15 protein-coding genes are annotated in these 12,518 nt (G+C 58.7%); 7 read left to right on the top strand and 8 right to left on the bottom strand.

Going from position 1 to position 12,518, the window contains the following annotated elements:
• Nucleotides 1–8 precede the first annotated feature (8 nt).
• The 5 genes from MHM86_RS16485 to MHM86_RS16465 all read left to right on the top strand — a co-directional run bounded on the left by MHM86_RS16485 (nt 9) and on the right by MHM86_RS16465 (nt 3,689).
• Nucleotides 9–935: a co-chaperone YbbN gene (locus MHM86_RS16485; protein ID WP_239201542.1), complete on the top strand. Its 927-nt coding sequence runs from the start codon at nt 9–11 to the stop codon at nt 933–935.
• 27 nt (nt 936–962) lie between these two features.
• The gene (locus tag MHM86_RS16480) at nt 963–1,622 is read left to right on the top strand and encodes an LON peptidase substrate-binding domain-containing protein (RefSeq protein WP_239201539.1); all 660 of its coding nucleotides are present in this window, start codon (nt 963–965) and stop codon (nt 1,620–1,622) included.
• Nucleotides 1,623–1,630: 8 nt separating this feature from the next.
• Entirely contained in the window at nt 1,631–1,816 is a 186-nt protein-coding gene (locus tag MHM86_RS16475; protein WP_239201537.1) for a Trm112 family protein, read from the top strand.
• A gap of 110 nt (nt 1,817–1,926) precedes the next feature.
• Nucleotides 1,927–3,033 (top strand): chorismate synthase, encoded by a 1,107-nt coding sequence (aroC, locus tag MHM86_RS16470; protein ID WP_239201534.1) that lies wholly within the window; start codon nt 1,927–1,929, stop codon nt 3,031–3,033.
• Nucleotides 3,033–3,689 (top strand): HD domain-containing protein, encoded by a 657-nt coding sequence (locus tag MHM86_RS16465; protein ID WP_239201530.1) that lies wholly within the window; start codon nt 3,033–3,035, stop codon nt 3,687–3,689. Before aroC ends, MHM86_RS16465 begins: the two co-directional genes overlap by 1 nt.
• On the opposite strand, the gene MHM86_RS16460 is transcribed toward MHM86_RS16465, so the two are convergent.
• The 3 genes from MHM86_RS16460 to MHM86_RS16450 form a co-directional block, all read right to left on the bottom strand.
• Nucleotides 3,686–4,555: a DMT family transporter gene (locus tag MHM86_RS16460; RefSeq protein ID WP_239201601.1), complete on the bottom strand. Its 870-nt coding sequence runs from the start codon at nt 4,553–4,555 to the stop codon at nt 3,686–3,688. The two genes, MHM86_RS16465 and MHM86_RS16460, sit on opposite strands and share 4 nt — an antisense overlap.
• A 178-nt stretch (nt 4,556–4,733) precedes the next feature.
• Complete coding sequence (locus MHM86_RS16455) at nt 4,734–5,021, bottom strand: HU family DNA-binding protein (RefSeq protein WP_058243622.1); 288 nt, start codon at nt 5,019–5,021, stop codon at nt 4,734–4,736.
• Between the two features lie 132 nt (nt 5,022–5,153).
• A complete protein-coding gene (locus MHM86_RS16450; RefSeq protein WP_239201528.1) occupies nt 5,154–6,638 on the bottom strand; it encodes an AMP nucleosidase in 1,485 nt (494 codons plus the stop codon).
• A 168-nt stretch (nt 6,639–6,806) separates the two neighbouring features.
• On the opposite strand from MHM86_RS16450, the gene MHM86_RS16445 reads away from it, so the two are divergent.
• Together MHM86_RS16445 and MHM86_RS16440 are read left to right on the top strand one after the other, a co-directional pair.
• Nucleotides 6,807–7,238: a DUF1810 domain-containing protein gene (locus MHM86_RS16445; RefSeq protein WP_239201525.1), complete on the top strand. Its 432-nt coding sequence runs from the start codon at nt 6,807–6,809 to the stop codon at nt 7,236–7,238.
• A gap of 32 nt (nt 7,239–7,270) precedes the next feature.
• Nucleotides 7,271–8,131, top strand: coding sequence for an SDR family oxidoreductase (locus tag MHM86_RS16440; protein WP_239201520.1), 861 nt, complete (start codon nt 7,271–7,273; stop codon nt 8,129–8,131).
• Here MHM86_RS16440 and MHM86_RS16435 read toward each other — a convergent pair.
• The 5 genes from MHM86_RS16435 to MHM86_RS16415 form a co-directional block, all read right to left on the bottom strand.
• The gene (locus tag MHM86_RS16435; RefSeq protein ID WP_239201518.1) at nt 8,128–9,918 is read right to left on the bottom strand and encodes a 1-deoxy-D-xylulose-5-phosphate synthase; all 1,791 of its coding nucleotides are present in this window, start codon (nt 9,916–9,918) and stop codon (nt 8,128–8,130) included. The genes MHM86_RS16440 and MHM86_RS16435 overlap by 4 nt on opposite strands.
• Before the next feature lie 20 nt (nt 9,919–9,938).
• Nucleotides 9,939–10,808: a polyprenyl synthetase family protein gene (locus MHM86_RS16430; RefSeq protein WP_239201516.1), complete on the bottom strand. Its 870-nt coding sequence runs from the start codon at nt 10,806–10,808 to the stop codon at nt 9,939–9,941.
• Between the two features lie 3 nt (nt 10,809–10,811).
• Nucleotides 10,812–11,054, bottom strand: a complete 243-nt coding sequence (locus MHM86_RS16425; protein ID WP_239201514.1) for an exodeoxyribonuclease VII small subunit — start codon at nt 11,052–11,054, stop codon at nt 10,812–10,814.
• Between the two features lie 98 nt (nt 11,055–11,152).
• Entirely contained in the window at nt 11,153–11,854 is a 702-nt protein-coding gene (locus tag MHM86_RS16420; protein WP_239201511.1) for a response regulator, read from the bottom strand.
• On the bottom strand, nt 11,851–12,348 hold the full coding sequence (locus MHM86_RS16415) for a MarR family winged helix-turn-helix transcriptional regulator (RefSeq protein ID WP_239201505.1): 498 nt from the start codon (nt 12,346–12,348) through the stop codon (nt 11,851–11,853). Before MHM86_RS16415 ends, MHM86_RS16420 begins: the two co-directional genes overlap by 4 nt.
• Between the last annotated feature and the right edge of the window lie 170 nt (nt 12,349–12,518).

Genomic DNA, 12,518 nt, shown 5'->3' with positions numbered 1-12,518 from the left:
ATAGCACCATGCTGGAACTTGGACAAAACACAGCCCCTGCGGGCGATCTGATCTATGACGTGACCGAAGCCAACTTTATGGCCGACGTGATTGAGGCCTCGAACGAGGTGCCGGTGATCGTTGATTTCTGGGCAACGTGGTGTGGTCCCTGCAAAACCCTGATCCCGATGCTGGAGGCCACGGTTACCAAAGCCAAAGGTGCGGTGAAACTGGCCAAGATCGACGTAGATCAGAACCAGCAATTGGCCGCCGCATTGGCACAGCAGGGCCTGCCGCTGCAGTCGGTGCCTACAGTTGTCGCCTTTGTCAAAAGACGCCCGATCGACATGTTCCAAGGTGCCGTGCCGCAATCGCAGCTGGATGCCTTCATCACCAAAGCGATCGAAGCAGGTGGCGGAGATGCTTCTGGCGGGCTGGACGACGCACTGGCTGCGGCAGAGGAAATGCTGGCTGATGGTGCGTTTGAAGATGCCGCGCAGATCTTTGCCGCTGTGATCGACGAAGATCCGGCTAACGCGAGCGCCTACGCAGGCATGGCGCGGTGCCAGATCACAGCAGGTGAGCTGGATCAGGCAGAGGCCGTGCTGAACGGTGTGCCCGTCGAGATTTCGACAGCGGCCCCGATTGAGGCGGCTTTTGCACAGCTGGAATTGGCCCGTCAGGCGGCAAACTCTGGCCCGCTGGATGAATTGAAGGCCGCGCTGACAGCAGATGAGAACAACCATCAGGCCCGTTTCGATCTGGCGCAAGCCTTGCACGCCGCCGGTCAGATAGAAGAGGCTGTAGACCACCTTCTGGACCTGTTCAAACGCGATCGTGAATGGAACGACGGTGCCGCGAAACAGCAGCTGTTTACCATTTTCGACGCGCTGCCCGGCAACGATCCGGTGGTTTTGAACGGCCGCCGCAAGTTGAGCTCGCTCATATTTGCCTGAGTCGTTTTGCGGCCTATCTAGACGCGCATGACACCCAAGACCACTCTTCCAAACACGTTACCTGTGTTTCCCTTGCCCGGGGCACTGTTGTTGCCTCGGGCTCGACTTCCGCTGCATATCTTTGAGCCGCGCTATGTCGCGATGCTAGAGGCATGCCTTGCCAGTCCGACGCGGCTGATCGGCATGGTGCAACCCTGTCAGCAGCGTCCTGCAGACAACACCGGCATGACACCGCCCCGCCTGCACCAAATTGGCTGTGCAGGACGCATCACCCAGTTTTCCGAGACAGAGGATGGGCGGTATATGATTACCCTGTCGGGCGTGTCCCGGTTCCGCGTGCGCGAAGAGTTGCGCTGCGACACCCCTTACCGTCAAGCGCAGGTATGCTGGGACAGCTTCGCCAAGGATCAGGGGCCAGAAGAGCACGACAGCCGCTTCAACCGACCTGACTTCCTCACCCTCCTGGAACGCTATCTGGTACAGATGGGTCTGGATACCGATTGGGGCAGCCTGGATCAGGCGGATGATGAATTGCTGATCAACTCGCTGGCGATGATTCTAGATTTCGCGCCAGAGGACAAACAGGCCCTCCTTGAGGCGCCCAGCCTGTCAACACGGCGTGAAACTCTTGTCACCCTGATCGAATTTGCGCTACGCGGTGGCCAGGACGAAGAAATCCTTCAATGAGGCCTATAATGAGTGACGACACCAACAGCTTTGACCGCCGCATGCTAGAGGCGTTGATCTGCCCCGTAACCCACGGCCGGCTGGATTACGATGTTGAGACGCAAGAGCTGATCTCCAAACCCGCCAATCTGGCCTTCCCGATCCGCAATGGCATTCCGATCATGCTAGTGGACGAGGCGCGCACGCTCGACTGAATGACAGGCCGCATATGACAGGCTGCATATGACCGGCCGAAAGCGGGATTGATCCCTTCCCCCATCCTCGCAATCGGGCTAAAGGGGATGGGAACAAAGGGGACGCCCACATGAGCATGAATTCTTTCGGTCATCTTTTCCGTGTCACCACCTGGGGCGAAAGCCACGGGCCAGCGCTGGGTGCCACTGTGGACGGCTGCCCGCCAGAGGTGCCCGTGACCCCCGAAATGCTACAGGTTTGGCTAGACAAACGCCGTCCCGGTCAGAACAAAAACACCACCCAGCGGAATGAGCCCGATGCGGTGAAAATCCTGTCTGGCGTATTTGAGGGCAAAACCACCGGCACGCCGGTGCAACTGATGATCGAGAACACCGATCAACGCTCGAAGGATTATGGCGACATCGCCCAGACGTTCCGCCCCGGTCATGCGGACATCACCTATCACCAGAAATATGGCAACCGCGACTATCGCGGCGGCGGACGCTCGTCTGCCCGTGAAACGGCAGCGCGTGTGGCAGCGGGCGGTCTGGCCCGCGAGGCAATCAAAGCGATCGTTCCCGGGCTGGAGATCAAGGGCTACATGACCCAGATGGGCGATCTTGAGATTGACCGCGACCAGTTCGATTGGGACGCGATTGATCAGAACGATTTCTGGATCCCCCAAGGTGCAGATGACGCCCAGAAATGGGAAGATTATCTGCAGCAACTGCGTAAGGATCACGACAGCGTCGGCGCAGTGATCGAAGTGGTCGCGCGTGGCATGCCTGCTGGTATCGGCGCCCCGATCTACAACAAACTGGACACCGATCTGGCTGCAGCGATGATGTCGATCAACGCCGTGAAAGGTGTTGAGATCGGCGAAGGCATGGCCGCCGCCCGCCTAAAAGGTACCGAAAACGCGGATGAGATCTATATGGGCAACGATGGCCAGCCGCGCTATTCGTCCAACCATGCAGGTGGCATTCTGGGTGGAATTTCCACCGGACAGGACGTTGTGGTCCGCTTTGCGGTGAAACCGACATCGTCCATCCTGACCCCACGCCAGTCAATTCGCAAGGACGGCACCCCGATTGAGGTGGTGACCAAAGGTCGCCATGACCCCTGTGTGGGCATCCGCGCGGTGCCGGTAGCAGAGGCAATGATGGCCTGTGTAATCCTAGACCATCTGCTGCTGCACCGCGGCCAGATCGGCGAAAACCGCGGCCAGATTGGCTGATGGAGGCGCTGCGCCAATCCCTGCGCGCCATCGCGGCGGCAGAGATGGCACAGGACAGCGCCCATGATCTGGCCCATCTGGATCGGGTCTGGACCACCTGTGAACGTATCGCCGCGGCTGAAGGTGGCGATCTGCGGATCCTATTGGCCGGTGCCTACCTGCATGATCTGGTGAACCTACCCAAAGATGCGCCGAACCGCGCCGCCGCCTCTAGCCTTGCCGCAGAGGCAGCAGCGCCACATTTGGTCGCGCTAGGCTACAGCGCGGCAGAGGTCGCGAGGACACAGCATGCAATCTGCGCCCATAGCTTTTCCGCTGGAATAGAGCCTGAAAGTGAAGAAGCGCAGATCCTGCGTGATGCGGATCGGCTGGACGCAATCGGCGCGATCGGGCTGGCGCGATGCTTTGCCGTGTCGGGCAGTTTAGGCCGCCCACTTTATGCCGCCGATGATCCCTTTGCCCGCACGCGGCCACTGGATGATGGCACCCAGACGCTCGATCATTTCGCGGTGAAACTCTTGCGTTTGGGCGATGGGATGCTGACCCAAACCGGTCAACAGATTGCCGCAGAACGGATCGCTGTTCTAGAACGCTACCTGCGCGATCTAGCGGCAGAAATGGGGCATTCCGCGCCAGAACATTGGTTCAGCCGCTAAACTGGTTTCTGCTTCGACAGCTGCACCGCCAGAATGCCCGCCGCGATCACCACCACGCCCACTACATCGGTCACGCCCAGGCGTTCCCCCAACAGCACCGCAGCGATAGCGACACCAAAGAACGGGTTTAGGAAATGGAAGGTCGCCGCCTTGACCGCGCCGATGCGGTTAACCAGCGTGAACCACACCCAAGTGGCCGCCAACCCCGGCACCAGCGTGGTATAGGCAAAGGCCACAAGCAACTGCCAGCTCCACGTCACCTCCAGCGGTTCAAACAGCGCCGAAGGCACCGCCAAAACCACAGATCCAATCAACATCTGTAAACCGACAATCATCATCACGTTGCCACCAGATGACGCCCCACGCACCGCCAGTGTCGCCACAGTCAGCGCCGCCGCCGCAATGAAGCATAGCGCGACACCCAACAGGTCCACACCGGCGCCAATACGCGCCCCCATAATCAGCACCACGCCAATGATGCCCAGAGCCAGCCCCGCCAGAGCCAGCGGCGACAGCCGGTCACGAAACACCACAAACCCGGCTATCGCCACCATCAGCGGCATGGTCGACGCGATGATCGAAGCAAGCGAAGCCTCCACCCATTGCATGGCCACAAAATTCAGACCCAGATAAAGCGCGTTCTGACAGATGCCGAAAATCACCGTCGCTCGCCATTGCGCAGATGTCAGGCGAAACGACTGCCCCAGCATCCGTGCGATCATCACGCCCAAAAGGCCGGACACCAAAAACCGCAGCGATAGGGAGGCAAGGGGCGGTGCATACTCCACAATCACCCGCGCTGAGGTGAAAGCGGAAGACCACATAAAAGCGAAGGCCAACCCCAACCCGATTGCACCTGCATTCATGCCCTGACTTGCTTTCATATCATCACTCCCTTCATTCCGGCTAACACGTGCATGGCGCCGCAGACAAGCCGGAGAAACACGATCAGCCAGACCCAGACGTGGCGGTGGGATCAAACAAAAAGGGCCGCCCATAGGCGACCCTTTCCGTATTCCGATCCGTTCGATGACGGATGCGAACTTAGGCGTTCACGCTGTCTTTCAGCGCTTTCGCGATGGTCATTTTCACAACCTTGTCCGCTTCTTTCTTGATCTGCTCACCGGTGGCAGGGTTGCGCACCATACGCTCGGGGCGTTCGCGGCAGTAAATTTTGCCGATGCCGGGCAGGGTCACGGCGCCGCCACCCGATACTTCTTTAGTAATGATCGACACAACTGCGTCCAGTGCGGCGCTTGCGGTTTTCTTTTCCGCGCCCATTTCCTCGGCCAGAGCTGCGACCAGCTGAGTTTTGGTCATCGGTTTTGCCATTTTTTAGGTCTCCTTAATTCGCCCGATCACTTGGGCCTCATCGCGCATAGTTAACGGTATCTGGCGTATAAACACAACGGATTGTGATCTGCAAGCACACCGAAACAAGTAAAAAACACTGGTTAATGGGCACTAGAGGAACGCAGTCTCATCGAAACTGCGCAGTTTCCGGCTGTGAATACGTTCCAACGGCATCTCCCTTAGCCTTTCCATTGCCCGAATGCCAATAAGCAAATGACGCGAAACCTGTGTTTTATAGAAGTCGGAGGCCATTCCAGGCAGTTTCAACTCGCCATGTAGCGGTTTATCGCTGACGCACAGCAAGGTGCCGTAGGGCACTCGGAATCTAAACCCGTTTGCGGCGATGGTCGCGCTCTCCATATCGAGTGCAATGGCACGCGATTGGCTGAGCCGTTGCACAGGCCCGGACTGATCGCGCAGTTCCCAGTTGCGGTTGTCCAGACTGGCCACCGTGCCGGTGCGCATCACCCGTTTCAGGTCATAGCCACGCAACTGGGTTTCTGCGGCCACCGCATCCTCCATCGCGATCTGGATTTCCGCCAGCGCAGGGATCGGCACCCAGACGGGCAGATCGTCATCCAACACCTTGTCCTCGCGCAGGTAGGCGTGAGCCAGCACGAAATCCCCAAGGCTCTGACTGGACCGTAGGCCTGCGCAGTGGCCCACCATGATCCAGGCATGGGGGCGCAGAACGGCGATATGATCGGTGGCGGTTTTGGCGTTTGACGGGCCGACCCCGATATTGACCAACGTGATGCCTGATCCATCTGCCCGCTTCAGGTGATAGGTGGGCATCTGCGGCATCTTCTCAGTTGCTGGCAACGGCTGATCCGCAGCGGTAATTTCGACGTTGCCGGTCGCGACGAACGAGGTGTAGCCGCTATCAGGATCGGCCAGCATCTGGCGCGCATAGCCCTCAAATTCCGCAACGTAGAACTGATAGTTGGTGAACAACACGTGATTTTGGAAATGCTCTGGATCCGTGGCGGTATAATGACTGAGGCGGGCCAGCGAATAATCTACCCGCTGCGCGCTGAACGGGCCCAGCGGCAGTGTGCCACAATCGGGCACCTGATAGGTGCCGTTCACAATGTCATCGTTGGTCGTCGCCAGGTCTGGCACATCAAACACATCGCGCAGAACAAAGCTGCCCGCGCCTTCCTGTGGCACCGTCATATCGTCCTGCCCCGCGACGGCAAAATGCACCGGGATCGGAGTATCAGACAGGCCAACCTGAACATCGACCCCGTGGTTCTTGATCAAGAGCGCGATCTGCTGGCGCAGATAGTTGCGGAACAAATCCGGTCGCGTGATCGTCGCCGCAAAGGTGCCGGGTTGCGCCAGATGGCCGAAACTTAACCGACTGTCCACCTTGGCATGCGTGGTGGTGGTGATCCGCACCTCTGGATAATAGGCACGGTAACGACGATCCGCGTCACAAACGGCCATCACATCGCGGAACTTCTCGATCAAGAAGGCGGTTGATCCGTGATACAGCGCCTCCAGACGCGCAACGGCGGCTGCGGGGTCAGAAAAACGCTCTGCCTCGGGCAGAACAGGGGTTTCGATCAGGTGATCTGGAATATCTTGGGGCATTATGTGTTCCCTTTTTCCCCGACGTTGGCATGGCCAACAGATGGCCGCAAGCAGAGGCAGCCAGAAACTAGACCTCACGTTAAATCTCTTTGGTATGGCGGCCTTTCGCAGAACAGCAAAAATTGTCATCTTGGTCGCGATTTCTCTGACCTGCGGGCCTATTTGACCATGGACTATGACCTCTCCCGCTTCATTGCCGCGCAGGAGCGCAGCTATGCCTCCGCCGAGCGTGAAATCAGCGAAGGCCGCAAGACCAGCCATTGGGCGTGGTACATCTATCCGCAATTGGTAGGGCTAGGACGATCTGACACCGCGCTGCACTACGGGATCGAGTCGCTGGCAGAGGCCAAAGCCTACCTTGACCATCCCGTACTGGGGCCAAGATTGCTACATATGATGGAACTGATGCTGCAACACCTCGACCAGCCTGCGGACATGATCCTTGGCCCTGTGGATGCGCTGAAGCTGCGCAGCTGCGCGACGCTGTTTTCCCATATCGCCGATGCACCACCGGTCTTTGCACAGGTCGTAGAGATGTTTTATGACGGCATGAGATGCGAGGTGACAGAGGCGCTATTGCGAAAAACGCCGCAGACCTAAACCACCTGCCCCATCCTACCTGAGAGGCCCCTATGACCAAGACCCTGCTTTCTTTCGGCCACGGCTATTCTGCGGCGGCGCTGGCTGATCTACTGGTGCCACTGGGATGGCGGGTGATCGGTACCACGCGCAAGGCGGAAAAATGCGACACCTTGCGCGCTGCGGGTGTTGAACCGGTGCTGTGGGATGAGGCCCTGAACGATCATATCGCAGCCGCCAGCCACCTCCTGATCTCCGCCGGCCCCAATGCCGAAGGCGATCCAATTCTGAACCGCTACGCCGCACAGATCCAGAACCATACGGAACAGTATCGTTGGGTCGGCTACCTCTCGACCACAGGGGTTTATGGAGATCATCAAGGCGGTTGGGTGGATGAAACAACACCGCTCAGTCCCTCGACCAAACGCGGACAATTGCGGGTAGAGGCGGAGGCGGCTTGGCAGGCGATCCCTGATCTGCCGCTGCATATCTTCCGCCTTGCGGGCATTTATGGCCCCGGACGCGGCCCCTTTGCCAAGGTGCGCAATGGCACGGCGCGGCGCATCATCAAGCCAGGTCAGGTGTTCAGCCGCATCCATGTGGAAGATATTGCGCAGATCCTGCTGGCATCAATCAACCACCCCAATCCGGGGGCGATCTACAACATGTGTGACAATGATCCCGCCCCGCCAGAGGATGTGATTGCCCATGCAGCAGAGCTGTTAAATCTGCCGGTGCCAGAAGCAGTGGATTATGAAACCGCCGAAATGACGCCAATGGCGCGCAGTTTCTATGCCGAGTCAAAGCGCGTGCGGAACGACCGGATCAAGAATGAGCTGGGTGTGACGCTGAAATACCCCGATTATCGCAGCGGACTAGCCGCACTATTGGCCGCAGAAACCACAGGACACTAGCACAGCAGGCTGCGCACCTTGGCGACAATCGCGGCAGCGTCCAGACCGGCTATTTCATACATCGCCTGCGGGCTGGCCTGATCAATGAACTGATCGGGCAAAGTCATGGCACGAAACTTCAGCCCGTGATCCAACAGGCCTGCATCTGTCAGGAACTGTGTGACATGGCTGCCGAAACCGCCAACAGCGCCTTCCTCAATGGTAATCAGCGCCTCATGGTTGGTGGCCAGATCACGGATCAGTTCCTCATCCAGAGGCTTGGCAAAGCGAGCATCGGCCACGGTGGGTGTGATGCCCTCTCGCACCAATGCTTTGGTCGCCTGTAACACCTCGGCGAGTCGGGTTCCGAAAGACAGGATCGCCACACGGGCACCTGATTGGATCACGCGACCTTTGCCGATCTCCAGCACCTCTGTCTCAGCCGGTAGCGCAATGCCTGTACCTTCTCCGCGTGGATAGCGGACAGCGATGGGGCCAGCGTCATGCAGGGCGGCGGTGGCAACCATATGCATCAGCTCCGCCTCATCGGCGGCCGCCATCACCACCATGCCCGGCAGATTGGTGACGAATGAAATGTCGAAACTGCCCGCATGAGTCGCCCCATCGGCGCCCACCAGACCGGCGCGATCAATGACGAAACGTACAGGCAGCCCCTGCACCGCCACGTCATGCACCAACTGATCATAGCCACGCTGCAAGAAGGTCGAATAAAGCGCGCAGAACGGCCGCAACCCCGCCGCTGCCTGACCAGCCGCGAAAGTGACCGCATGCTGTTCGGCAATGCCAACATCAAAACAGCGATCCGGATAGGCAGCCGCGAACTGCGCCAAACCGGTGCCATCAGGCATTGCAGCGGTCACCGCGGTGATGCGCGGATCCTGTGCTGCAACACGCAACAATGCATCGGCAAAGACGCTGGTATAACTGGGCGCACGGGCCTGCGATTTCTGCTGCGATCCGGTGGGCACATGGAATTTCGCCGTGGCATGCCCTTTGTCGCTGGCAGCCTCTGCCGGAGGATAACCCTTACCCTTATGCGTATGGACATGGATCAACACGGGGCCTGCCGCCTCTGCCCGCTGCTGGCGCAAGACCGACAACAGCTTGGGCAGATCGTGCCCGTCTACCGGCCCGACATATTCAAGGCCAAAGCCCTCAAACAACCCGCTACCCTCAGCGCTATCCTGCGCCAGATCCTTCAGATGCTGCGCCAATGCGCCCACAGGTGGGGCGATGGACATATCGTTGTCGTTGAGGATCACAAACAGGCGTTTGCCCAAAGCGCCTGCGTTGTTGAGTGCCTCAAACGCCATACCCGCAGACATCGCACCATCACCGATCACTGCAATCACATCGCCTACATCCTCTACTCCCAGATCACGGGCAGTGGCAAAACCAAGACCGGCCGAGATTGAGGTAGAGCTGTGCCCAGCACCAAAGGGATCAAAATCAGACTCTGCCCGTTTGGTGAATCCTGATAACCCACCCTGCTGACGTAGAGTGCGGATGCGGTCGCGACGCCCCGTGAGGATCTTATGTGGGTAGCATTGATGGCTAACGTCCCAGATCAGGCGATCCTTAGGCGTGTCAAAAACCGCATGCAGCGCCACGGTCAGCTCCACCACCCCAAGGCCCGCGCCCAAATGGCCGCCAGTTTCCGACACCGCGGAAATGGTTTCCAAACGTAGCTCATCTGCGATCTGGCGCAGATCCTTGTCACTGCGACCACGCAGATCCGCAGGCACCTGCACCTGATCCAAAAATGGCGTTTCCGGTCTGTCTGACATGAGGCCGCTCCGGCGGATTTTCAGCTGTGACGCGAGACGACAAAGCGCGCGACCTGGCGCAGCGCTTCTGCCTCTGGCCCGTAAGACTCTAGCGCAGCTTCGGCCTCTGTCACCAGATCGGTGGCCCGTTGCTTCGCAGCCTCTAGCCCAAGCAGGGACACAAAGGTCGCTTTGCCCGCATCGGCATCTTTGCCCACGGCCTTGCCCACGGTATCCGCATCGCCTTCGACGTCCAGCACATCATCCCAGATCTGGAACGCCAGACCAAGCTTTTGCGCATAGATGGACAGCGCAGCTGGATCCGCCCCGGCCAAAATCGCACCTGCAATGGCAGACCATTCAATCAGCGCACCGGTTTTACCCGCCTGCAATTCAGTAATCTGTTCCAACGTCAGCGGCTGATCTGCGGTTTCGGCGGCAATATCCAGCGCCTGCCCCTTGACCATCCCTGCCGCTCCCGATGCCCGTGCCAGCGTTAGCACCAGTTCAGCCCGCACAACAGGATCAGGAGACACCTCAGAGCGCGCCAGCAATTCAAACGCCAGCGTCTGCAGCGCATCGCCGGCCAGAACGGCAGTGGCCTGATCCCATTTCACATGCACTGTGGGCAGACCACGGCGCATGTCGTCATCATCCATGCAGGGCAGATCGTCATGCACCAACGAATAGGCATGCAACGCCTCAACCGCCGCCGCGGCCCAGATCGCCTGATCCGGCGAAATGTTGTGCAAACGCGCACTTTCTAACACCAGAAAGGCGCGCAACCGCTTACCGCCTGCACTAGCGTAGCGCATCGCCTGCACCACCGGCAGATCATCCAGTTCGCACAAAACGTGGTCCAGATGCGCCTGCACATGTGATGCGGCGTCTTTCAAACGGGTGTCAAACACGTCTTAGAGACCTTCGATCGGCTTCAGGCCGTTGGGTTGGCCGTTACCATCCAGCGTGATAGCGGCAACCTTTTCCTCAGCCTCTTTCAGCTTGTCTTCGCAACGCTTCTTCAGCTCTGCACCACGCTGATAAAGGCTAATAGATTCTTCCAGCGCAACGTCGCCGCGCTCCAGACGGGTGACAACGCTTTCCAGCTCTTGCATCGCCTGTTCAAAGCTCATTTCTGCAACCGGTGTTTCACTCATCGGGCTGTCTCCCTCGCATCTGATCATTCGCTGCTGTCAGACCATATCTACAGCGCAGAGTCGAGATCGCACCGCGCCCAATCAAACCAATAGCCTGATCAATCTGGCGCCAGCATATAGCCCGCGCCGCGCACGGTTTGCAGATAACGCGGCTGCTTGGGATCGTTTTCCAGCTTGCGCCGCAAACGGGTGATCTGCACGTCTACAGCGCGTTCCTGCGCCTGTCCGCGGTCGCGCCCCAGATCCTCCACCAGTTTGGCACGACTGATCGGTTCCCCCGGCAGAGCGGAGAAGATTTTCATCAGCTGACTTTCGGTGGCGGTCAGGCGGACCATTTCATCGCCCTGCCACAACTCGCCCCGATCAATGTCATAACGTACAGCGCCCAAATTCAGCACACGCGGCACCTCATCCTGTGCCTCCGGCTCTGGCATCCGGCGCAGGATCGCGTTGATGCGCAACAACAGCTCTTTGGGTTCAAACGGTTTCGCCAGATAATCATCTGCGCCCGCCTCCAGACCGGCGATGCGATCAGTTGCTTCGCCCTTGGCCGTCAGCAGCAAAATCGGCGTCGCCATGGTTTCGCGCAACTCCCGCGTCAGGGCCACGCCATCTTCGCCCGGCATCATCACATCCATGACGATCATGTCAAAATCCAGCCCCGACAACAGGCGTCGCGCATGGGAGGCATCCCGCGCTGCTGACACGAGGAAGCCATTACGCATCAAAAACTTCTGCAACAGGGTACGGATGCGTTCATCGTCATCGACAATCAAAAGGTGTGCATCGACATCAATCATTGGCCAGCCTCCCGCAGAGCGTGATGTTTACGTCGCATTTCAGGATCCATCATCGCCTCCAGCACCTGACGAAAACCCGTCACCGCCTGCGGTCCGGCCGCACGGTAGGCTGCACGCATCCGTGCCCGCTGGGCATCAGACAGCTGGCGCTCCAGCGCCTCGCCCGCCTCTGTCAGGTAAAGGTTGCGCTCCCGCTTGTCGGTGACGCCAACGCGGCTTTCAACCAACCCGTCTTCGATCAGCGTGCGGAGCACGCGGTTCAGCGACTGCTTGGTCACACCCAGAAGAATCAGAAGGTTGTTCACCGTGGTGCCCGGTGCACGATTAATAAAGTGGATCGCGCGGTGGTGGGCCCGCCCGTAAGCCATCCCCGCCAGAATGCGATCGGGATCAGCGGTAAAACCGCGATAGGCAAAAAACATCGCTTCAATCCCCTGCCTCAACTGCTCATCCGTCAGGAAGAGGAGGTTTTCACCCGTGCCAACGTCGTTCATACTTTTCCCCGGTTGGGCCTCAAATAAGTACCGTAATAATACGATACGGTAACGTATAGTTCTAACTTGTTATCAGCAGCTTAAGTCAGTCTTGTTGACTTTCCAAGGTGTGAATGTTACCGAATCGCAGCTTTGACGCAAGAATGTGACCTCTGCGGCCCCATCAAGCG

It is taken from the genome of Thalassobius sp. Cn5-15 (assembly GCF_022347685.1).
Lineage (GTDB): Bacteria > Pseudomonadota > Alphaproteobacteria > Rhodobacterales > Rhodobacteraceae > Thalassobius.
The sequence above is the reverse complement of the archived record's forward strand: the minus strand, read 5'-3'. Positions and strand labels throughout refer to the sequence as shown.